This is a genomic window from Arthrobacter pascens, from assembly GCF_030816475.1.
Taxonomy (GTDB): Bacteria; Actinomycetota; Actinomycetes; order Actinomycetales; family Micrococcaceae; genus Arthrobacter; species Arthrobacter pascens_B.
The window spans coordinates 4388825-4408888 of the sequence record NZ_JAUSXF010000001.1 but is presented as its reverse complement, the minus strand read 5'-3'; the positions used below and the strand labels follow the sequence as shown (position 1 = coordinate 4408888).

22 protein-coding genes are annotated in these 20064 nt (G+C 64.0%); 11 read left to right on the top strand and 11 right to left on the bottom strand.

What is annotated here, in order from left to right; genetic code table 11:
- Positions 1–82 precede the first annotated feature (82 nt).
- From QFZ40_RS20305 to QFZ40_RS20290, 4 genes are all read left to right on the top strand, one after another.
- The gene (locus QFZ40_RS20305; protein ID WP_306906596.1) at positions 83–976 is read left to right on the top strand and encodes a methylenetetrahydrofolate reductase; all 894 of its coding nucleotides are present in this window, start codon (positions 83–85) and stop codon (positions 974–976) included.
- Positions 977–986: 10 nt separating this feature from the next.
- Complete coding sequence (purU, locus tag QFZ40_RS20300; protein ID WP_306906595.1) at positions 987–1859, top strand: formyltetrahydrofolate deformylase; 873 nt, start codon at positions 987–989, stop codon at positions 1857–1859.
- A 41-nt stretch (positions 1860–1900) separates the two neighbouring features.
- Positions 1901–3313 (top strand): vanillate/3-O-methylgallate O-demethylase, encoded by a 1413-nt coding sequence (gene ligM / locus QFZ40_RS20295; RefSeq protein ID WP_306906594.1) that lies wholly within the window; start codon positions 1901–1903, stop codon positions 3311–3313.
- A gap of 67 nt (positions 3314–3380) precedes the next feature.
- The gene (locus QFZ40_RS20290; RefSeq protein ID WP_306906593.1) at positions 3381–4001 is read left to right on the top strand and encodes a PadR family transcriptional regulator; all 621 of its coding nucleotides are present in this window, start codon (positions 3381–3383) and stop codon (positions 3999–4001) included.
- Between the two features lie 59 nt (positions 4002–4060).
- Here the strand turns inward: QFZ40_RS20290 and QFZ40_RS20285 are convergent, their stop codons facing one another.
- From QFZ40_RS20285 to QFZ40_RS20245, 9 genes are all read right to left on the bottom strand, one after another.
- Complete coding sequence (locus QFZ40_RS20285) at positions 4061–5317, bottom strand: ABC transporter substrate-binding protein (protein ID WP_306906592.1); 1257 nt, start codon at positions 5315–5317, stop codon at positions 4061–4063.
- Positions 5307–6389 (bottom strand): branched-chain amino acid ABC transporter permease, encoded by a 1083-nt coding sequence (locus QFZ40_RS20280; protein ID WP_306906591.1) that lies wholly within the window; start codon positions 6387–6389, stop codon positions 5307–5309. The genes QFZ40_RS20285 and QFZ40_RS20280 overlap by 11 nt, the downstream gene beginning before the upstream one ends.
- Entirely contained in the window at positions 6389–7270 is an 882-nt protein-coding gene (locus QFZ40_RS20275) for a branched-chain amino acid ABC transporter permease (RefSeq protein ID WP_306906590.1), read from the bottom strand. Before QFZ40_RS20275 ends, QFZ40_RS20280 begins: the two co-directional genes overlap by 1 nt.
- 5 nt (positions 7271–7275) lie before the next feature.
- A complete protein-coding gene (locus QFZ40_RS20270; RefSeq protein WP_306906589.1) occupies positions 7276–7986 on the bottom strand; it encodes an ABC transporter ATP-binding protein in 711 nt (236 codons plus the stop codon).
- On the bottom strand, positions 7973–8755 hold the full coding sequence (locus tag QFZ40_RS20265) for an ABC transporter ATP-binding protein (RefSeq protein ID WP_306906588.1): 783 nt from the start codon (positions 8753–8755) through the stop codon (positions 7973–7975). The genes QFZ40_RS20270 and QFZ40_RS20265 overlap by 14 nt, the downstream gene beginning before the upstream one ends.
- A gap of 123 nt (positions 8756–8878) precedes the next feature.
- The gene (locus tag QFZ40_RS20260) at positions 8879–10231 is read right to left on the bottom strand and encodes an aminomethyl transferase family protein (protein ID WP_306906587.1); all 1353 of its coding nucleotides are present in this window, start codon (positions 10229–10231) and stop codon (positions 8879–8881) included.
- 159 nt (positions 10232–10390) lie between these two features.
- Entirely contained in the window at positions 10391–10711 is a 321-nt protein-coding gene (locus QFZ40_RS20255; protein ID WP_373427453.1) for a MoaD/ThiS family protein, read from the bottom strand.
- Positions 10671–11777 carry a WD40/YVTN/BNR-like repeat-containing protein gene (locus QFZ40_RS20250; RefSeq protein ID WP_306906585.1) on the bottom strand — a complete coding sequence of 369 codons (1107 nt, stop codon included), beginning with the start codon at positions 11775–11777 and terminating at the stop codon, positions 10671–10673. Before QFZ40_RS20250 ends, QFZ40_RS20255 begins: the two co-directional genes overlap by 41 nt.
- 67 nt (positions 11778–11844) lie before the next feature.
- Positions 11845–12045 (bottom strand): hypothetical protein, encoded by a 201-nt coding sequence (locus QFZ40_RS20245; RefSeq protein ID WP_306907008.1) that lies wholly within the window; start codon positions 12043–12045, stop codon positions 11845–11847.
- 310 nt (positions 12046–12355) lie between these two features.
- Here QFZ40_RS20245 and QFZ40_RS20240 point away from each other — a divergent pair, with 310 nt between their 5' ends.
- From QFZ40_RS20240 to QFZ40_RS20215, 6 genes are all read left to right on the top strand, one after another.
- On the top strand, positions 12356–12988 hold the full coding sequence (locus QFZ40_RS20240) for an LPXTG cell wall anchor domain-containing protein (protein ID WP_306906584.1): 633 nt from the start codon (positions 12356–12358) through the stop codon (positions 12986–12988).
- 121 nt (positions 12989–13109) lie between these two features.
- On the top strand, positions 13110–13874 hold the full coding sequence (locus tag QFZ40_RS20235) for a class F sortase (RefSeq protein WP_306906583.1): 765 nt from the start codon (positions 13110–13112) through the stop codon (positions 13872–13874).
- A 61-nt stretch (positions 13875–13935) separates the two neighbouring features.
- Positions 13936–14454, top strand: a complete 519-nt coding sequence (locus tag QFZ40_RS20230) for a universal stress protein (RefSeq protein WP_306906582.1) — start codon at positions 13936–13938, stop codon at positions 14452–14454.
- 487 nt (positions 14455–14941) lie between these two features.
- Positions 14942–15289 carry a metal-sensitive transcriptional regulator gene (locus tag QFZ40_RS20225; protein ID WP_306906581.1) on the top strand — a complete coding sequence of 116 codons (348 nt, stop codon included), beginning with the start codon at positions 14942–14944 and terminating at the stop codon, positions 15287–15289.
- Positions 15290–15394: 105 nt separating this feature from the next.
- Positions 15395–15616 (top strand): heavy-metal-associated domain-containing protein, encoded by a 222-nt coding sequence (locus QFZ40_RS20220; protein ID WP_306907007.1) that lies wholly within the window; start codon positions 15395–15397, stop codon positions 15614–15616.
- A 28-nt stretch (positions 15617–15644) separates the two neighbouring features.
- Positions 15645–18038 carry a heavy metal translocating P-type ATPase gene (locus QFZ40_RS20215; protein ID WP_306906580.1) on the top strand — a complete coding sequence of 798 codons (2394 nt, stop codon included), beginning with the start codon at positions 15645–15647 and terminating at the stop codon, positions 18036–18038.
- An 86-nt stretch (positions 18039–18124) separates the two neighbouring features.
- Here the strand turns inward: QFZ40_RS20215 and QFZ40_RS20210 are convergent, their stop codons facing one another.
- Positions 18125–18397, bottom strand: coding sequence for a DUF2277 domain-containing protein (locus QFZ40_RS20210; protein ID WP_306906579.1), 273 nt, complete (start codon positions 18395–18397; stop codon positions 18125–18127).
- A 200-nt stretch (positions 18398–18597) separates the two neighbouring features.
- Between QFZ40_RS20210 and QFZ40_RS20205 the strand changes: the two genes are divergently transcribed.
- Positions 18598–18861: a hypothetical protein gene (locus QFZ40_RS20205; protein WP_306906578.1), complete on the top strand. Its 264-nt coding sequence runs from the start codon at positions 18598–18600 to the stop codon at positions 18859–18861.
- 96 nt (positions 18862–18957) lie between these two features.
- On the opposite strand, the gene QFZ40_RS20200 is transcribed toward QFZ40_RS20205, so the two are convergent.
- Positions 18958–19995, bottom strand: coding sequence for an EamA family transporter (locus QFZ40_RS20200; RefSeq protein ID WP_373427488.1), 1038 nt, complete (start codon positions 19993–19995; stop codon positions 18958–18960).
- Between the last annotated feature and the right edge of the window lie 69 nt (positions 19996–20064).

Sequence of the window (20064 nt, the reverse complement as noted above, 5' to 3'; positions counted from 1 at the left end):
GCCCGAATATACCTATGGACAGTACCTATTTACATAGGTAAAATTTGAGAAGGCAATGAGGCCGCTGAAAGGACGTGGGACTGTGACTAAGATCGCACAAAAGACGAACCGCGCAGCTTCGCTCGAACTCATGAAGGACTTCTCCCTTGAGATGACAGGCAAGGACATCCCTTCCCTCCTCGAGGCAAGGCCTCTCATTCCCCTTGGCACGAGAATCAACGTGACCTTCCTGGGCAACGAGGACCTTGAGATGCGCGTGGCCGCTGCCAAGGCGGTCCGGGAAATGGGATTCGTTCCCGTACCCCACATTTCAGCGCGGCGTTTGGAGTCCGAGCAGCGGCTCAGGGAGTTCCTCGGCCGCCTGCAGGAGGTGGATGCCGCCGGCCACATTTTCGTTATCGGCGGTGATCCCGCCCGCCCCGAGGGGCCCTACAGCGACTCACTCTCGATCATCCGCAGCGGCATCCTGCAGGACTTCGGAGTACGTGAAGTCGGAATCGGCGGGTATCCGGAAGGCCATCCCGATATCCCGCAGGAGACCCTGTGGAGTGCGCTCGAAGACAAGTCTGCGACGCTCCGGGACCAGGGCCTTGACATGGTCATCCTCACCCAGTTCTCGTTCGATACCGATCCCGTCGCGGAGTGGATCGAGGCGATTCGGGCCAGAGGCATCACTGCGCCCGTCCGGGTCGGCACCCCGGGCCCGGTGGGAATCAAGCGGCTCCTGGGTTTTGCCCGCCGCCTGGGCGTCGGGGCAAATGCGATGATCGTGAAGAAGTACGGCTTCTCACTCACCAACCTCGTCGGCGTGGCCGGCCCCGACAACTTTGTCAACGATCTGGCCGCGGTACTCGCTGACCACTCCTCAGGTACGCGTACAGGGCTGCTGGGACAGGTAGGGCTTCACTTCTACACCTTCGGTGGCCTGTCAGAGACGGCGGGCTGGGTCCGCCAGTTCACGGGCGGACAGGCGTGAGGCGGCCCCGATGGCTCTGCACAGCCAAGCGCAGAAGGACCAGGCCTGCCTGATTGTCCATGGCCCGGACCGGCCGGGGATTGTCTCCTCGGTAGCGGCCGTCGTCACCCGGAACCAAGGGAACATCGTCTCCCTTGACCAGTACTCCAGTGATCCCACAGGGGGCGACTTCTTCCAGCGGGTTGTCTTCAGCCGGCCCGACCTTACGGTGGCACTGCCCGAAATCGAGGCAGACCTCGGCAGGACCCTGGAGCCGCTGGGGCTGGCCTGGACCCTCACCGACCGGTCTGTGCCCAAACGCATGGCCATCCTGGTCTCCACCTCAGACCATTGCCTGCTCGAACTGCTCTGGCGGCACCGCCGCGGTGAGCTGCCAGTGACCATCCCGATGGTGATCTCCAACCACACCAACACTGCCGAGGACGTCCGCTCGTTCGGTGTGCCCTTCTTCCACGTGCCGTCCCTTGATCCTGACAAGTCACACGCGGAGGCCCAGATCCTGAAGCTGCTGGAGGGCAATGTGGATTTCGTGGTCCTGGCCCGCTACATGCAGATCCTGTCGCCGGAGTTCCTCGACCGGGTGGGGGTACCGCTGATCAATATCCACCACTCCTTCCTGCCCGCCTTCATTGGCGCCGCCCCCTACCGCAGGGCCAAGGAGCGCGGGGTCAAACTCATCGGCGCAACCTCGCACTACGTGACCAAGGATCTTGACGAGGGCCCCATCATCGAGCAGGACGTTGCCCGGGTGACACATGCCCACACCGCCACCGATCTCCAGGCCCGCGGCGCATATGTGGAACGCGCCGTGCTTTCACGGGCGGTCGAGTGGCACGCCGAGGACCGGGTCATCCGGCACGGCAACCAGACCATCGTCTTCTGAGAACAACCGATCCGCAACCGATACAGAATGAGAGGTTCATCGTGGCACCCAGGAATCTGCAGGAAGTCCTCGATTCGTCCCGCGGCGCAGTGGATTTGCTCCGCAACTCACAAATCGGCTCTTACATCTACCCCGTGGTCCCCGCCGACTTCCAGAACTGGATCAAGGAGCAGACCGCATGGCGCCAGACCGCCGTGCTCTTCGACCAGTCCCACCACATGGACAACCTGTTCATGAAGGGCCCGGACGCGATCAGGCTCATCTCATCAACGGCCATCAACTCCACCGCCGTGTTCCCGGTCAACAGGGCCAAGCAGTACGTGCCCACCACCGAGTCCGGACATGTCATCGGCGACGGCATCCTCTTCCGCCTGGCGGAGGAAGAGTATGTCTATGTGGGACGCTCACCGGCCGCGAACTGGCTGCTCTACCATGGCCAGACCGGCGGCTACCCGAACCTGGAGATGACCGTGGACCGCCGTTCGCCGTCCCGGCCCTACGGCCTGCCGGTCACCCGCCAGTACTACCGTTTCCAGATCCAGGGGCCGAACGCCTGGCAGGTGATCGAAAAGCTGAACCGGGGCCCGGTGGAGCAGCTGAAGTTCTTCAACATGTCCAACATGACCATCGACGGTACAAACGTCCGTACCCTCCGCCATGGCATGGCCGGCGCTCCGGGTCTTGAAATCTTTGGGCCCTATGCCGACCACGGACGGATCCGGGACGCGATCATCGAAGCCGGCGCCGAATTCGGACTGGTGCCCGTGGGGTCGCGCGCCTATCCTTCCAACACCCTCGAGTCCGGCTGGATTCCGTCGCCCTTGCCGGCCATCTACTCAGGCGAAGCCGAGCGCGGCTACCGCGAGTGGCTTCCCGCGGACGGCTATGAGGCTACCGGTACCCTTGCGGGGTCCTTCGTGTCGAAGGACATCGAGGACTACTACCTGACTCCATGGGAGCTTGGCTACGGGTCGTTTGTGAAGTTCGACCATGACTTCATCGGCCGTGACGCCCTGGAGCGGATCGACCAGGATTCGCAGCGGAAGAAGGTCACCCTGGCCTGGGACGGCGAGGACGTCACGTCGATCTTCGCATCGCTGTTCACGGGGGAAGGACCGGGCTACAAGTTCTTCGACCTGCCGCTCGCCAACTACGGTTCGGCCAACTACGACTCCGTCATTGATGCCGACGGTACCGTCGTCGGGTACTCCATGTTCACGGGCTACAGCGCGAACGAACGGCGGGCACTCTCACTCGCCACCATCGACCCGAACGTGCCCGAAGGCACCGAATTGAAGGTTGTATGGGGGGAGCCCGACGGCGGCACGGCCAAGGCAGCAGTCGAACCGCACGTTCAGACAGAGGTGCGCGCAGTGGTCAGCCCTGTGCCGTACTCCGCCGTCGCGCGCGCCACGTACCGTGGCGGGTGGCGCACAAACTACAAGTCGGCCTAGTGTGGGAGGCGGCCTCACGGGGCGGCCCCGCCCCTGAATCCATGCCTGGTTAATGAAGGAGTGCTGTATGAGCCTGCGATACGCGCTGCTTGCGTTGCTCCGCGTGGGGCCACTGTCAGGCTACGAACTGCAAAAACAGTTCGCCATGTCAGTGGGGCATGTCTGGCATGCACCCGACTCGCAGATCTACCCCGAGCTGCGCAAGATGGAGGCTGAGCACCTCATCGAGGGTGAGGAGCAGACACGCGGCCAGCGGGCCACGAGGCGTATCTATCACGTGACCGATACCGGGGAGCAGGCCTTCCTCGCCTGGATGCACACGCCCCTGAAGTACGCGCGGGTCCGCGACCCCGCCCACCTGCGGGCCGCCTACCTTGAGGCGGCCACTCCCGAGGCCGCCCGTGAATTTTTCCGTTCACACATCATGCAGTGGGAGGGTGAACTCGCCCAGTGGGAGGGTGAACTCCTGCGGATCGATGAACTTGCCAACCCCATGCTGGTGCGGCGCCTCGCCGTCACACAACCCGAGGACCGCGAACGAACCATCGCGTTCAAAAGGTTCACGTACGAGGGCCTGGTTGAAAGGGCCCGCGGCGAAATCGCCTGGGCGCGGCGGGGACTGAAGCTCATCGACGAACTGGACCGGTCAGCCGGAGCGCGCGCGGACCGGGACACCGCACGCGTGTAGCGTCGTCGTCATCCCCGGCCATTGATGCCGGAGATGACGATGGCACCCGCAGGGCAGTCCTAGCCGAAGTTCTCCGCGGTGGCGTATCCCTGCCCGTTGTACTTCTGCACGACCACCGTGGATACGGCGGGCTGGCCGTCCACCGTAGTGTCCACCGATGTGCCCTCCAGCATCAGCGGCGCTTTCAGGCCCTTGATATCCCGCAGCGATTCCATGAAGTTGTCACGGGTCGGCCCGGTCATGTTCTTGAACGCCTGTTCCAGCGTGGCTCCCACCATGTAGCTCCACATGCAGTGCGGGAAAGCAGGCATGTCCGGGTAGTTGCCGTACTGCTTGAGTTCTGACAGGAACTTGACTACGTCAGGGTCCTTGGCGAACACCGGGCTCTGCGGGGCCTTTGCGAACGACACCGAGTAAATGCCGGGATAGGCGGTCGCCCCGCCCGGCTGAAGGATCGCCGTCGGGCTGGACGTGTTTGAGGGAAGGAACCAGCTCGGCTTCCAACCGATCTGCTGCCCCTTCTGCAACGCGGCGATCACCAGCGGGGTGATGGACATGGCGTTGAAGAAGACATCCGCCCCTGACGACGCCAGCTGGGTGAGCTGCGCATCGACGGAGGTGTCCGTGGCCTCATACGTTTGTTCTCCGACGATCGAGATGCTGGAATTGCCCTTGATGGCTTCCTTGAATCCCGAAACGTAGCCCTTGCCGTAGTCATCGTTTTGCGACAGTATCGCCACTTTGTGCTGATCCTTCGACCCTGCCAGCAGCTTGCCGAAGGCAGCTCCCTCATTTTGGTAGATCGGCACGAAACCAAGCTGCCAAGGGCTCTGCTTGCGGTCGCTGAACAACGGATCGCCGGTCATCACGAGCACCTGGGGGACCTTCTGGCTGATGGCGGCGTCACGGAAGGCACGGTTGGTAGGGGTACCAAGGCCGGCCGTGACGGCGAAGATGTTGTCCGAGACCATCTGCTGGAAGTTCGACAGGGATTTCTGCGGATCGTACGCATCGTCGTAGGACTTGATGTTGACCGAGCGCGTCTTGCCGTCACCGAATTTCACGCCGCCGGCTGCGTTCACGGCGCCGAAGTAGGCTGCGACACCCGCGACAGTACAGGTTCCCGGGCCTGCGGTCGGGCCACTGAGCGGGGTGGTGATCCCGAGCGTGATGGACGTGTCGGTAATGCCCGGGCTCGCCCCCGAGCCATTCCCCTGGCCGGCGCCGTCGCGGGTGCAACCTGAGACGGAGAGCGCCACGACCGATGCCATCGCGACGATGGCAAGGGCACCGCCTGACTTGTTTCTAACCTTCATGACCGATCTTGCCTCTCTCTGTTTTTTGGAGTCCCTCCGGTGCTGCCTCAGTAACCGGAGAACGCGCCGGAGCGGTCTGGGGGGAATTTCCGGGAGCGGGGCGCGTGCTGCGCCGGCGGGTGAGCCGGCGGACCACCCGCGGAAGGCTGACCAGTCCTTCCGGCAGGAGGAACAGCACCGCAAGGAGAATGGCGCCTTGGCTGGCTGTGGTGAAGCTGGGGTCAATGGCGTTCGTGAGCTGCGGAACCAAGACGTAGTAGGCACCGCCGATGAGTGAGCCCGCAATGCTTCCCGCGCCGCCGATGACCATTGCGGCGACGAGGCTGATGGAGTGGCCGAAGCTGAGTGTTTCGGGCGACGTGTACTGTACGGCGGCGAGGTAAAGGAAGCCGCTGGCGCCGCCGAATATCGACGCGACGGTGAACGCAAGCACTTTGGTCCGGTACGGCGAGACACCCATGGATGCTGCGACGGCTTCGTTCTCCCGCACCACGCCGAACGCCCGGCCGTACTTGCCACGGACTAAATTGCGGGCAACCAGGAACGCGGCCGCCGTCACCAGCAAAACAATGTAGAACTGCCACTGGTCTGAGTACAGGCGCGACCAGTCAGGCGCATCCGAGAAGCGGGCCGAGATTCCCTGGGAGCCGCCGGTGAATTCATCAAGCCGCTTGGCCAGTGGCACGCCGACGATCGGCAGGGCAATCGTGACCATTGCAATGGCGAGACCTCCGAGCCTGGCCGCTGCGAGCGCCACCAGCAGCCCCACGATGCCCGCAATAACGCACGCCGCGGCGAACACCACCACGATGTTCCAGCCGTGGTTGACACCATAGGCAGTGACATAGGCGCCGAGCCCAACGAAGAAGATCTGCCCGAGGTTCACCTGTCCGGTGTAGCCCATGACAATGTTCAGCCCCAGCACTGCCACCGCGTAGACGCCGATCCGCACCAGCGTCTGGTTGGCAAACACAGGAAGGACGAGGGGGGCAACAAGCAGCAGGATGGCGACGGCGGCAATGAGGACGATCCGCAGTATTCTGTTGCTCCGCAGGGAAGTTACGCTGCTCATCACACCCTCACCACGACCTTTCGCCCGAACAGGCCCTGGGGACGGAGGATGAGGATGACGAAGATCAGTGCGAACGGCACTGCGATCTTCAGGTCGTGGCCGATCAGGGGCACATACACCGCCACGAGGTTCTCCAGCACGCCGATGGCCGAGGCGGCCACGACACAGCCGACTGGACTGCTTAGGCCGCCGAGGATAACTGAAGCCAACGCGTACACGAGCGCCGTATCCAGCATGCCCGGGGTCAGGGTCAGCTGCGGGGCGACCAGAATCCCGGCGACCGCCCCGAGCGTCGCCGCGAGACCCCAGCCGACCATCAGCAGCCGTCCCACGGGGAGCCCTGAGAACGCAGCCGAGGCAGGGTTGTCAGCCACCGCTCGGAGCGCGAGCCCGAGCTTGGTCCGCAGGAAGAGCAGCTGCAGAACCACCATGATGACCACGATCGTCACTGTGGTCGCAAGCGACCGGACACTCACCACAGCTCCGAGGATTTCAACGCTGGTGAGCGGGAAAAGCGAGGGGAAGGCACGGTTGTTGTAGCTCCAGATCATGGCTGCGATACCCGTGACCAGGGTCAACAGACCGATAGTCACCACCACGGCCGTATCCGGGTCGCCCCGCTCGAACCGGCGCAGGAGGAACCGCTCCACCAGCGCGCCGATGAAGAAGGAGAGCACCACCGCGATGAGAATAGCCACGATGAGCGGGAATTGCAGCTGCAGGAATGCGAAGGCAATGTAGCTGGAAAGCACGGCCAGGCCGCCCTGGGCGAAGTTGATCAGGCCCGTAGCCTGGTTCACGAGGACGATCGCGAGGGCCAACGCCGCGTAGATTGAACCCGTCGCGAGCCCGTCAACCACAAGTTGGATGAAAGTCCCCATCTTGTTCAGCCCCCCAGGTAGGCACGGCGGATCTCGTCCATGCCCCTCAGTTCGTCCGAAGAGCCGGTCAGCACATTCCGCCCGGTTTCAAGAACGGTGGCCGTATCGACGAGCGAGAAGGCAAGGTTCGCGTTCTGCTCCACCACAAGCATGGCGATACCGGAGTCGAGCCGCAGCCGCCTGATCGCCTCATACACGGTCTTGGAAGTACTCGGGGCAAGTCCGAGTGATGCTTCGTCGAGCAGCAGCAGCTTGGGCTTGGCCATGAAGGCCCGGGCAACCGCGAGCATCTGCTGCTCGCCGCCCGAAAGTGATGCGGCCCTCGATGCCACCCTGTCCTGCAACTGCGGGAACAGGTCAAGGCAATACTCGATGTCGGCCGGGATGGACCGCCGGTCCTTGCGGAGATAGGCACCGACCATGAGGTTTTCCCGCACGCTGAGCTGGCCGAGGGTTCCGCGCCCCTCCGGAACATGGGCGATCCCCAGTGCTGCCACCCGGTCGGGCCGGAAGCCGCGGATATCCCGCCCCTCGAACCTGATCCGTCCTCCGGTGCGCACCGTGCCGCTGATGGCGCGCAACGTCGTCGTCTTGCCTGCGCCGTTGGCACCGAGGATCCCCACCGAACCCCCTTCGGGCACGCTCAGCTCGACGCCGTCGAGCACCTGCACGGGCCCGTAGGACGCGGTCACGCCGGAAAGTTCAAGCAGCGTCATCCGCGGCGTCCTTTCCGATATAGGCCTCGATGACCCGCGGATCGGACTGGGCTTCGGCGGCGGTGCCCTCCATGAGCTTGCGCCCGTGGTCCAGTACGACGACCCTGTCGGTGAGCGCGGAGATGAGCCCCATGTGATGCTCGACGATGACGATCGTGATGTCATGCTCGGTTTGGATCCGCTTCACGGTCTGGATGAACTGCTGAACCTCGGTGTGCGAAAGCCCGGCGGCGGGCTCGTCAAGCAGCAACAGGGAGGGGTTGGAAAGCAGCGCGCGCCACAGCTCCACGCCCTTGTGCAGTCCATGCGACAGTTCCCCGACAGGCAGGTGGGCGGCCCAGCCCAGACCTGCACGGTCAAGAAGCTTGAGCGCTTCGGAACGCATCCCGCGCTCGGCGCGGTCTGTCGAGGGCAGCCGCAGAGCCCAGGAAACGGGTCCGCCAGGGAGGCGCGTATGCCCGCCGAGACGCACATTCTGCAGCACTGTTTCGTTCAATTGCAGTGCGGGATGCTGGAAGGTCCGGGCCAGCCCCAGGCGTACGAGCCCGAACGGGGCACTGCCCAGCACCTCGTTTCCGTCGATGGTGATCGAACCGGAGCTCGGCTTGTAATGGCCGCTGATGCAGTTGAACAGCGAAGTCTTCCCGGCTCCGTTGGGACCGACGAGGCCGAAGATGACACCCGGCTCAACGTGGAAGCTGACTTCCTGCAGCACTTTGACGCCGCCGAAGTGCAGGTTCACATCGTTGAGGCTCAGGCTCGCGGCCATCCTGTACCCTCCTGTCGCATCTATGCTCGGGACGGATGCGATCCATCACGACCGCATGAAACCGACGCTACGGATCGGAGACGAAATTGTCAACGATCTTGGATTGACTCCTGGCCATGGCGATCACGACGTGCGGTAGCCGGTCCGCGCGTACTCCGTGAACGGTGCCGGAGCGACGGTGGCTCGGACCTCCACCTGGCGGTGGCGCTCCACTTGGCACTTTCGCGAGTTGGGTTCTTCGCCCCAGACCACCACTACTTCGGTTCCGGTCCGGGCATGCGCGACGTCGATTGTCGCCAGGGAGAGGAAGGCCTGCTCGTTGGCGAGGTAGCCGACGTCGAGCGACATCCCGACCGTTTGGCCGTCCTTCAGGACCCGGTCCGCCTGGTACAGTGCGTACCGCGACTTGGGGAGCTCGATGTATTTGGCGGGAACACCGTCACCAAGGATCGATCCGAGAACGCCGGTGACGTCGTCGTTGTTCCACACGAGAGTGACTTTTGTCCGCCGCTGGTCTTCGGAGTGCCGCTGCAGGGCTTCCTTGCCGAGGAAGTCGTGATCGAACGACACTGAGCGGCCAAGCCCGAGGTCATAGGGCGTGACGTAATAGTCAGTGATGTCATCCGAGTAGAGGCTGCCTCCCAGCGAACCGGCCTTCGACAGGTCAAGCCATTCGCGGTATTCCTTGAGCTCGGGCTGGAAGATCGCCGGCGGAGGGGAGGGCACCCATCCGGAGCCGAGGTTGGCCGACGAATATCCCTTGGCCCCCACCTGGGTGATGCCGAATTCCTCTCCGTCAGCGAGCAGTTTTGCATGCACCGCGGCCGAGTCAGCCCACGGACCCCACAACTCGAATCCCGGCTGGCCCGCCATGCCGTGACGCAGTGCCCCCACGCGGCTGACGCCGATTTCGACCTCGCCCATGTGGAAGAACCTGAGCTCAGGCGCCGGCTTGCCCGTAACCTTCTCGATGATCGCGAGCGCGTTCGGCCCCTGCAGCTCGTACCGGAAGAGTTTCGGATCGCCCTGCCGGATCAGCGAGTGGTCATCACGCTCCAGGCTGACCTCCCAGTCTCCGGACGAGATATTGTACTCAACCCAATCACTCAACATCGGAAGGGCCACCAAGTCGAAGGAGTTCTCGCCAAGGTGGAACAGAATACCGTCGCCTATGAGGTAGCCGTCGTGGTTGACGGCGACCAACTGCTTTGCCCGCCCCACCTGGTAGCCGGCGGCGGAGTTTGTGCCGATCCAGGTGAAGAACCTGGTTGCGTCCGGACCACTGACGAACAGGTCAGCCATGTGATGGGACTGGTCAAGCAGGGCGCAGGAGTCGCGCCAGGAGGCCTGCTCGCTCCGCCAGTTGGTGAATTCAGGTGTTACCGGGAAGGTGAAAGGCCGGGACTTTGCATTTCGCAGCACCTCGACGGCACTGCCCTGCTCGTCAATGGCGGACTGAAGGCTCTGGCTGGTCACGGCGATCCCTCCTCAGACGGCGACACCGCACACACTGCACTGAACGGCGTCGTTCCTGCTAAAACTCACGATACGCCGCGGAAACTGGTCATGGCAGATGCAGGTGCCGGCAAGGCGGGCACAGCGGAAACCCAGTGCTGGCCGGGTGGCGGGAGCAGCCTAGCCGCCAGCCACCGACTGGATCACCAGCACCTCCTGCCCCGGCTGAACATGCGTCTCGAGGCCCTGGAGCCGGCGGACCTCATCGCCGCCCACGTAGATATTGACGAAACGGCGCAGGGCACCCGTTTCGTCCCGTAACCGCCTGGCAAGTATCGGAAAATCGACGGTAAGGGAATTCAGCAGCTCCTCCACCGTCACCGGTCCGTCCGTGGACGCAGTCAGGACCGTCTGCCCGCCGGCCAAAGGCTGGAGGACGCTCGGGAGCACCACACTGATGTCAGGCACTGGCGACCACTGCCGCCCGGACGCACAGGACATCCGGCAGGTGGGCTGCCACCTCGGCAAAGGTCTCCCCTTCGTCCGCGCTGGCGTAAACCGTGCCGCCACGCGTGCCGAAGTAGACTCCTGCCGGTTCGGCGGAATCCACGGCGGCGGCGTCACGCAGCACGCTGTTGTACTCGTGCTCTGGCAGCCCGGAATCCAGCCTCCTCCAGGTCGCTCCGGCGTCGTCTGTGCGGTGTACCGCCAGCTTTCCGTCCGGCGGGATCCGTTCGCCGTCGGCCTTCAGCGGGACCACCCATGCTGTGCCTTCGCGGTGCGGATGGGTGAGCATGACGAAGCCGAAATCGGCCGGGAGCCCGTCGGCAATGGAATCCCAGTTCTCGCCGTTGTCATCCGTGCGGTACACGCCGTGGTGGTTCTGGGCATAGAGGCGGCCTTCGACTCCGGCATCCGCAGCGATCTTGTGCACGCACTGGCCGAATTCCGGGTTTGGATCGGGCATGAAGTAGGCGGAAATCCCCTTGTTCCTGGGCTCCCAGGACGTCCCGCCGTCAAGCGAGCGGTAAACCCCGCCGGTGCTCATGGCGATGTGCACGTTGTCCCCCGCCGGGTTCACGACGATTGAATGGGCCGCGGCGCCGCCGTAGCCGGCGCCCCAGTCGCTCCGGTGCGGATGGTCCCACAAGCCTCGGTTGAGTTCGAAGTGCTCTCCGCCGTCCATGGACTTCCAGACCGAGATCGGCTCTGCACCGGCCCACACGACACCGGGCCGCGAGTCGGCGTCCGGGTAGATCTGCCAGATGCGTTCCAGGGCGGCGCCTGTATCTTCAGGGAACGAGATGGCGCCTTGTTCCGGTTCGGTCCAGGTGGCGCCCAGATCGTCCGAATGCACCACCGTCGGGCCCCAGTGCTCGGACCTGACGCCAACCATGATGCGCGTACGGCCGTCCCGCGTATCAATGCCGATGCTGGGAATCTCGCTCATCAGGAAATGGGGGCCCGAGAACGACCATTCCTGCCTGTCCGGACTCGTGGCCAGCCATAGGCCTTTTTTGGTTCCGATCGCTAGGACAAAGCTCTCCGCAGGTGACATGCTCCCCATGCAACCACTCCCGGAGGAAGGTAGCAACGGTTTTCAGTTCTTTCGCGGCGGGAGTCTTCCCGGATCCTCAATCCACGAATTCGGACTGCGTCTCGATGAAATCCCAGTCGGCTTCGGTGAGCACCGAGACGGGGGTATCCGGATGCGGACCGCCTGCCTCTGCAATGCCTTGGAGTACTGGCAGCGGCAGCTCCTCCGCCCGCAGGTTTTCCCGCAGCCATTCCTTGGTTTCCAGATCCAGATCCAGCCACCACATGAAGATTTCCATGCCGCTCACGCACCTTTCGTATGTCTCCACGTTAGGCGCGGGCTTGGCCGCGTTCAAGGGACCCGGGCAGCCGGCCACCGGTTCCCGGCGGGCACCGGCCACCTAGGTAGTCGGCACCGGTTTCCCCGCGTAGGAACAGGTAATTCCGCAGGTCAGCCCGCGAAAAAGTCGAGTACCCGCTACTCGCGAGTGTTTCGGGACCCGCCCCTAGCCTGAAATCACAAGCAAGCTGGCCGTGCTGCTGGGGCACTGTGAGTCACCGCTACTTCCTCCAGCATGGTCGGTTTCCATCAGACTGGGGAGAATTGTCATGAAAAGAGTTATTGCGACAGTGGGGGTAGCGGGCCTGGGGCTGCTCACTGTCACCGCACCCGCCTTCGCCGCAGAAAACATTAGTGTCTGCCACGCCACTAAGAGCGCGGCCAATCCGTACGTGCTTAACGTGATCAACGGCAATGGATTAAACGGCCACGACCTGGATACCGACGACATCATTCCGCCCAACGCGCTGCTGCTGGGAGGCATGAACTGGACAGCCGCCGGAATTGCCACGTACAACAACAACTGCGTGCCGGTTACTGTCGTGGTTCCGCCAGTGGATCCCCCCGTCGTCGAACCGCCGGCGGAGCCGCCCGTCGTTGAGCAGCCGGCGGACCCGCCGGTCGTTGAGCAGCCGGTGGTTGCTGCGGCGCCGGCAGTAGTTGCACCGGTAGTAGTTGCAGCGCCCGTTGTTGCACCTGCCGCCCCGGCTCCGCTGGCCTCATCAGCACGGGTACCAGCAGCTGCTGCGCCTGTCAGCCAGGGTACAAACCAGGGCTTCAACGCCCAGACGGCAGTCGGCGGGAATACCGGAAGCGAGGCGCCAGGCTGGCTGGCCGGGCTGGGTGCCCTTCTGGCAGCAGGCCTGGCATTGACCGCACGCCGCCGCTTCAGCACTGAATAGGCTGACCCGGCTCAGGCTGGCCACATCGTGACCGGCCTGACAGGCAAACGAACACGGAGGGCGTCCTGGCAGGTGGGACGCCCTCCCTGTTATCACCTTCATCCGATACACGAGGAGCGAAATGGCAAAGCATCGGGTCTCCGCCATGAAAGGACGTCGGGGCTGGAACCGAGGAGATCTGGCAATTCTGCTGTGCGGGATCCTAGGGTTCTTCTCGCTCACGTTCGGCGCACCGCTCCTCCAGCATGGGGAAGCTGCAGCACCGGCCGGCCCCGTCCACTCCGCCGCGCCAACGCCGTACACCGGGTGGCCTCTCTCCGCGGCGACCGGCCGGGCAACGGACACCACCCATTCGCTAGGCCCCGTTGCCCCCGTCCCGACAGCTGTTCCCGCAGCAGCCGCGTCAGCAGCTGCGGAGTCCTCCCCTGCAGGTCCCGTACTTCCGGCAGCGTCCGAACCCCGGCACATCCAGTACGCCGCCACGGCGATCGACACCGCAATCCACGCGCTTGAACCGGACCAGTCCGCGATGGCCAGCCAAACCATCGTGCCGCCCACCACTATGGACGGATACTGGCTGACACCGTTCGGCACTCCGGGAAACGGCTCGAACAACACAACGTACATCATCGGTCACAGCTGGGAAGGCAGGGATGCACCGTTCAACCACCTCAGTTCGGCTGCGTCAGTGGGCGACGAATTCACCATCACCACCACGAACGGCACCATCCGCTACCGCGTGGACAGCGTGACCACGTACCTCAAGTCCACGTTGAAGGACAGCCCCATCTGGGACATCGTCCCGAACCGCGTGATCCTCATCAGCTGCTACACCGAAGACCCCTGGGGCAGGAACGTCGTAGTCTCCGCCTCCCCCGCCGCCTAGCGATCCCGGGATCCTCCGGGAGACGCCTGTTCAACCCTGCTCCACAGGCAGAGAATGAGCTATGACGCCAGAACGGTTCAGCGGCCCTCCCCCGCTCGTTGTCGGGATCATGCCCAAGCAGCATCCCGAAGTCCTCAGCACGGCATTCACCTTGGCGGCCAAACTCTCCTCGCCCCTGCTGTGCGCCTATGTCGATGAGGCCAGCTACCTGGTGGAATGGGATCCGGCCAGGTCCGCGCACCGGCTGTCCCTGCATCCGGATAAGGACGACGACGACATCCGCGCCGTAACCGGTGAGCTCAAGGCGGTCATCCAGGCGGCTATGGATGACGCGCCCACAGAAGGAGCGCCCGTGGAATGGATCTTGCGCACCCTGGCAGGGGATCCCGCCCGTGCACTCGCGCGGCTGGCCGCAGAAAGCAACGCTCCAATGATCATCGTGGGGACATCGGAGCGGGGCGTGGTCCATAGGATTTCGGAAGCCCTCAACGGTTCCGTCGGCACCTGGCTGAGTCATCATCAGAGCCATCCGGTGTTGATGGTTCCCTTCCGGATGGCTGCCCATGAGGACAAATTGTGAGCGCTAAAGCCTGCTGACAAGGGAAGAAATAATAAAGCGAAAGTAGTTATTCCAGGTGGTGGCGAAAGGCTCGGGTGGCAACGTAAGCTGGTTCAAGCAGGCCGATCCAACCGAAAGGAAGGATACGGAAACTGCCCAAAGGCTGCTCCGGAGTGCGTATCCCCCAATAACGCACTCCGGAGCTTTTTAATGCCCGGGTACCCGGAAAGCGGGCTACCGCCGCTTACCCGCAGCTGTTTTCCCGCTCCGGACCGGCCCGCTGCCAAACACACGCCTGCCCCTATAAAAGCCCCCCGTTATGGTCTATTCCCCCTGGCGGGCGTGGGGGAAGAGACCATAACGAGGCGAAAGCCTGGCCGGAGCCGTGTGCAGCGCTTAAGCCCGTCGCAAGTTGGCATGGCGAGCCGGCGCTGCACTCCCCATAGTCCCCTGCATACCCCCAGGGGGTACTTGCGCCGATACCCCCAAGGGGTATACGTTGGACTCTATGACAACACGGGACGAAACCACCGCGGCGACCCTTGACGCTGATCCGGTCCAGGGGCATGGCTACACGGCCAACAAGGAGGCCTACCTGCGCCGGCTCAAGCGGATCGAAGGCCAGGTACGCGGGATTGCGCGGATGGTGGATGAGGATAAGTACTGCATCGACATCCTCACTCAGGTCTCCGCCGTCACCAAGGCCCTCCATGCCGTCAGCCTCGGACTGGTCGAAGAGCACATCGGCCATTGCGTGGTGGGCGCGGCTTCCGAGCCGGACCCGGATCTGCGTGCCGAGGCAATCGACGTCAAGGTCAAAGAGGCGGCAGACGCCATCGGGCGCCTGCTCCGTTAGACCCCAACCGGCTAAGACCCCACTCGTAAAAGACCTCACCGACACCAAACACCAAACGCCGGCCCACCTGCCGGCAAGGCACAAAGGAGCCAGCCATAGAGCACCATCTCCACCACCGTCAGCGTTTCAGGCATGACCTGCGGCCATTGCATTTCATCAGTAAGCGAGGAACTCGAGTCCCTCGCAGGAGTAGAGACGGTCGACGTCGACCTCAACTCGGGGGGCATTTCGACCGTCACGATCACCTCCAGCCAGGAACTGTCACCGTCCGAGATAGGTGAAGCGGTTGCAGAGGCCGGATACCTGGTTGTTGCCAACGAAGCCTGATCATCCGCCACGATCCCGAGGAGCAAGAATGAGCAGCGAGCATCTCTTCCATCAGGCGGGAAGCCGGGTGGTCGAACTCGACATCGAGGGCATGACCTGCGCCTCCTGCGTGAACCGCCTGGAGAAGAAGCTCGGCAAACTCGAGGGAGTGGTGGCCTCCGTGAATCTTCCCCTGGAGTCCGCACACGTCACCGTCCCCGCTGGAATCACTGACCAGCAGCTGGTGGACACCGTCAACGCCACCGGCTACAAGGCACGGCTGCGCCCGGCACCAGTCCCCCACGAAACTCCCGCCGAAACTCCGGCGGACCATGCACAGCCGGCACATCAGGACCACCTTCAGCACGGAGGCACTTCATCGCAGCTATGGCCCCGCCTGATCGTTGCGGCCATCCTGACTGTTCCCGTATTCCTGATCTCGATGGTGCCGGCCTTCCACTTCCCGCACTGGGGCTGGGTGGCAGGGGCGCTGGCACTGCCCGTGGTCTCCTGGGCGGCCTGGCCCTTCCACCGTGCGGCCGCTGTCAATGCACGCCATCTGGCATCCACCATGGACACCCTGGTTTCCATCGGGGTGGTGGCCGCCTTCCTGTTCTCCGCGGTCCAGCTGGTGCTGGATCCGCGGATGACCGAGCAACCTGCCATGGATGGCATGGAGTCCGGCGGCCTGTACTTCGAGGTGGCCGCGGTGGTCACTACATTCCTGCTCCTGGGCCGCTTCCTGGAAGCCAACGCAAAGCAAAAGGCCGGCGACGCACTCAGGGCACTGCTCAACCTTGGAGCCAAGGACGCCACCATCCTCCGCGCCGGCGCCGAACATAAGGTTCCGGCGGAGCAGCTCAGGGTGGGCGACGTCATCGTGGTCCGCCCCGGTGAGAAGATCGCCACCGACGGCGTCGTCGTCGAAGGCAGCTCCGCCGTCGACGCCTCCCTGGTCACCGGCGAGTCCGTTCCGGTCGAAGTTGGTCCGAACAGCACGGTCACCGGGGCCACCATCAACACCTCCGGCCGCCTGCTGGTCCGCGCCACCAGGGTGGGCTCCGAGACAACCCTGGCCCAGATGGCCCGCCTGGTCTCACAGGCCCAGACCGGCAAGGCCCCCATCGCCCGCCTCGCGGACCGCATCAGTGCCGTTTTCGTCCCGGTGGTGCTGGTGATCGCCGCCCTCACGTTCGGCACCTGGCTCCTCCTCGCGGGCCCGGCCGTCAGCAGTGAAGAGCTCCGCGCCGCGTTTACGGCCGCTGTCACCGTTTTGGTCATCGCCTGCCCCTGCGCCCTGGGACTGGCCACCCCCGTGGGACTGCTCACCGGAAGCGGTCGCGGCGCCCAGCTGGGCATCCTGATCAAGGGCCCTCAGGTCCTGGAGGACACCCGCACCGTGGACACCATCCTGCTGGACAAGACAGGAACAGTGACCAGCGGGAAGCTCTCCGTCGAGAACACCCGCGCGTTCAATGGCTTTGACAGCTCGGCGGTGCTGCGGCTCGCCGGCGCAGTCGAGGCAGCCTCCGAGCATCCCCTTGCCCACGCCATCGCTGCCGCTGCCCTGGCAGAAGGGCATCAGTCGGCACATTTCGTCCAGGCAGCGCATTCGGCGCAGGCGCCCGCTGTTGACGCGGCTCTCCTGCCGCGGCACCAAAGGCAGGACGACGACGGCGGCCGCCTCCCCGGCGTCGAACACTTCCGTTCGGCTCCTGGCGGCGGGGTCGCCGGTACAGTGCAGGGCCGGGTTGTGGTTGCCGGCCGTACCGGCTGGCTGGACGAGAACGGCGTCCGGATTTCCGCCGAACAGCGCCAGGCCCTCGCCGCGGCCGAAGCGACAGGCGCCACAGCAATCTGGGTCGCGGTGGACGGCTCAGTTGCCGGAATCATCACGCTGCGGGACACCATCAAGCCAGGGTCCGCAGCTGCCGTTTCACGCCTGAAGTCGCTGGGGCTAAGGCCTATCCTGCTGACCGGGGACAACGCCACGGTAGCGGCGCAGGTGGCATCCGCCGTCGGAATCTCCCCGGACGACGTCTTTGCAGGTGTCCTCCCGGCCGGAAAAGTCGAAGCCGTCCGGAAGCTTCAGGCCGGAGGCGCCATCGTGGCGATGGCCGGCGACGGCGTCAATGACGCCGCGGCGCTGGCGCAGGCGGACCTGGGAATTGCGATGGGGTCGGGCACAGATGTGGCCATCGAAGCCGCTGACCTTACCGTGATGGGCAATGATCTGAGCCAGGTTGCCCAGGCCATCGAGCTGTCCCGGAAGACGCTCGCCACCATCAAGACCAACCTGTTCTGGGCCTTTTTCTACAACGCGGTGGGTATTCCCGTGGCCGCTTTGGGCCTCTTGAACCCGATGGTTGCCGGGGCCGCCATGGCGGCAAGCTCGGTTCTGGTCGTGGCGAACTCCCTGCGGTTGCGCAGTTTCGGCAAGTAAGCCCCGGCCATCCCAACCAGGTAGCAGCAGGTGCCGTTATGAACGCCCAAAACGGCACCTGCTGCGACCTACTTTGTCCAGGGACCTTATGCCGCGCCGAAGCGGACGGCGGCGCGGGCCTTTGCCTTGGCGGCCTCTTCCTCCCGGTCCTTGGCTGGCGCGTGGGTGACCAGCGAATCCAGCAGGTGCTGGGTGATGTGGGCGATCTCGTGCACCGCCTGCTCGAAGGCTTCCTCGTTGGCTTTTGACGGTTTGGTGCTGCCGCTGATCTTGCGCACATACTGCAGCGCTGCGGCATGGACCTCGTCGGAGGTGGCGTGAGGCTCGTAGTTGTGGAGGGTTCGAATATTCCGGCACATATTGCCATGCTAGGCTCTGAAACGCCTTGGATCGACCCCCTGCCCCGGACCTCGCCCGTGGGGAATACTGCATGGGCAGTGGTGCCCATCGACAGTGTTTCGGGGCCGGGATAGGTTTTAGGCAATGGATCTTCCGGATGAGCCGGGGGCCGCTGGGGATGCCGACCTGGATCGGATCCAATAAACGAAGGAGAAATCTGATGGCTATTTGGGGCGCGGATGTAGCTCAGCTGAAGAACCTGGGCAACAAGCTTCAGGCAGGCTCGTCTGAAATCGAGAACCAGAAATCAATGCTCACCAAGGTGCTGGACGGCACCCAGTGGATGGGCCCCGATGCGGAGAAGTTCCGCAGCGAATGGTCAGGCCAGCACGTGGCATCGCTGACCAAGGTCGCCCAGGCTCTGCAGGAAGCCGGCCAGAAGGCCACCAAGAACGCCGACGAGCAGGACCAGGCTTCGCGCTAGTCGCCACGTTTCACTCGTCACCACCCTGAGGGCCCGGACATTGTCCGGGCCCTCAGGGTTTCCCGCCGAGCAGCATTCCAGGCGGGGCGGGTGTGTTTACGGAACGGGTTCGACGTCGTTCGCGTGCCCGAGCGGTGAAGCCACCTTGGCTGCCGCTGGCCTGCGAGCCGGGGTTGTTCCTGGAATGGTTCCTGCCGCAACTGCAGGAGCACGCAGCTCGTCAAGCCGGACCAGGATGACACCGCCAATAATGAGTACTCCGCCCAGAAGCTGGATGGCGCCGGGAAGCTCGCCCAGGAGAAGCCACGCCCAAACCACGGCAAACAGGACCTCAGTCAGCGAGACGAAGGACGCCACCTTGGACCCCAGCGCCCGGGCTGCCCTGATTCCGGATACGTAGGCCAGGACTGTGCCCAGGACTATGAGTCCCCCCACGGGCACCCACCACGGCGTGACCCAGGGTCCAAGCCTGGTGTCAGCCGTACTGAAGGCCATGGGCAGCAGGCCTGTTGCCCCCGCAAGCCACATGGCTGCCGCACCCACCAACAGCCCGCCGGAGGCAAGGACGATCGGCGGCAAGGAGTCGTTCTCCTTCGCGGTAATGAAGAAGTACATCGCAAGGCAGACCGCAGCCGCCATTCCCCACAGCACGCCGATGAGGTCAACCTTCACGGTTCCGGTGAGGTCCAGCACCAGGACAAGTCCGGCGAGGGACAACAGGGTTCCACCCAAAGTCAGCGCCCTTGGGCCCCGGCGGCTGGCTGCCCACAGCCACAGCACGATGATGACCGGGGCCAGGTACTCCAGGAGGAGCGCGACCCCCACGGAGAGCCTTGCCACCGCATTGAAGTAAAAGAGCTGGCAAGCGGCCACACCGATCAGGCCGAACAGCACAATGGTGATCCAGTTAGCCCGGAGCTGGTGCCAGCGGCCGCGAAGGGCGGGGACCGCCGGAACAGCAAGAATCAAAGCGGCGCCGGTGAGACGCGCGGTCACCGCCGCCCCGGGAGACCAGCCTGCCTCCAGCAGGGCTTTGGCGAAGGAGCCGGAGGTCCCGAAGACAGCGGAAGAGAACAGTGCTATCCCGAGACCTGAGGCCAAGAATCCACGCCGGTACGGTGATAGTTGGCGGATTGATACGGGCTGGTTGGTGGCAGGCACCGGCGCCTCCTGTCAGGAGTAAAGTGGGGTAATGCTCATGAC

Bases quoted from the DNA above. Each gene is read 5' to 3' on its own strand.
- purU (WP_306906595.1), top strand. From the start codon at position 987: ATGGCTCTGCACAGCCAAGCGCAGAAGGACCAGGCCTGCCTGATTGTC.
- QFZ40_RS20290 (WP_306906593.1), top strand. From the start codon at position 3,381: ATGAGCCTGCGATACGCGCTGCTTGCGTTGCTCCGCGTGGGGCCACTG.
- QFZ40_RS20285 (WP_306906592.1), bottom strand. From the start codon at position 5,317: ATGAAGGTTAGAAACAAGTCAGGCGGTGCCCTTGCCATCGTCGCGATG.
- QFZ40_RS20280 (WP_306906591.1), bottom strand. From the start codon at position 6,389: ATGAGCAGCGTAACTTCCCTGCGGAGCAACAGAATACTGCGGATCGTC.
- QFZ40_RS20275 (WP_306906590.1), bottom strand. From the start codon at position 7,270: ATGGGGACTTTCATCCAACTTGTGGTTGACGGGCTCGCGACGGGTTCA.
- QFZ40_RS20270 (WP_306906589.1), bottom strand. From the start codon at position 7,986: ATGACGCTGCTTGAACTTTCCGGCGTGACCGCGTCCTACGGGCCCGTG.
- QFZ40_RS20265 (WP_306906588.1), bottom strand. From the start codon at position 8,755: ATGGCCGCGAGCCTGAGCCTCAACGATGTGAACCTGCACTTCGGCGGC.
- QFZ40_RS20255 (WP_373427453.1), bottom strand. From the start codon at position 10,711: ATGTCCTGTGCGTCCGGGCGGCAGTGGTCGCCAGTGCCTGACATCAGT.
- QFZ40_RS20250 (WP_306906585.1), bottom strand. From the start codon at position 11,777: ATGGGGAGCATGTCACCTGCGGAGAGCTTTGTCCTAGCGATCGGAACC.
- QFZ40_RS20245 (WP_306907008.1), bottom strand. From the start codon at position 12,045: ATGGAAATCTTCATGTGGTGGCTGGATCTGGATCTGGAAACCAAGGAA.
- QFZ40_RS20240 (WP_306906584.1), top strand. From the start codon at position 12,356: ATGAAAAGAGTTATTGCGACAGTGGGGGTAGCGGGCCTGGGGCTGCTC.
- QFZ40_RS20235 (WP_306906583.1), top strand. From the start codon at position 13,110: ATGGCAAAGCATCGGGTCTCCGCCATGAAAGGACGTCGGGGCTGGAAC.
- QFZ40_RS20230 (WP_306906582.1), top strand. From the start codon at position 13,936: ATGACGCCAGAACGGTTCAGCGGCCCTCCCCCGCTCGTTGTCGGGATC.
- QFZ40_RS20225 (WP_306906581.1), top strand. From the start codon at position 14,942: ATGACAACACGGGACGAAACCACCGCGGCGACCCTTGACGCTGATCCG.
- QFZ40_RS20215 (WP_306906580.1), top strand. From the start codon at position 15,645: ATGAGCAGCGAGCATCTCTTCCATCAGGCGGGAAGCCGGGTGGTCGAA.
- QFZ40_RS20210 (WP_306906579.1), bottom strand. From the start codon at position 18,397: ATGTGCCGGAATATTCGAACCCTCCACAACTACGAGCCTCACGCCACC.
- QFZ40_RS20205 (WP_306906578.1), top strand. From the start codon at position 18,598: ATGGCTATTTGGGGCGCGGATGTAGCTCAGCTGAAGAACCTGGGCAAC.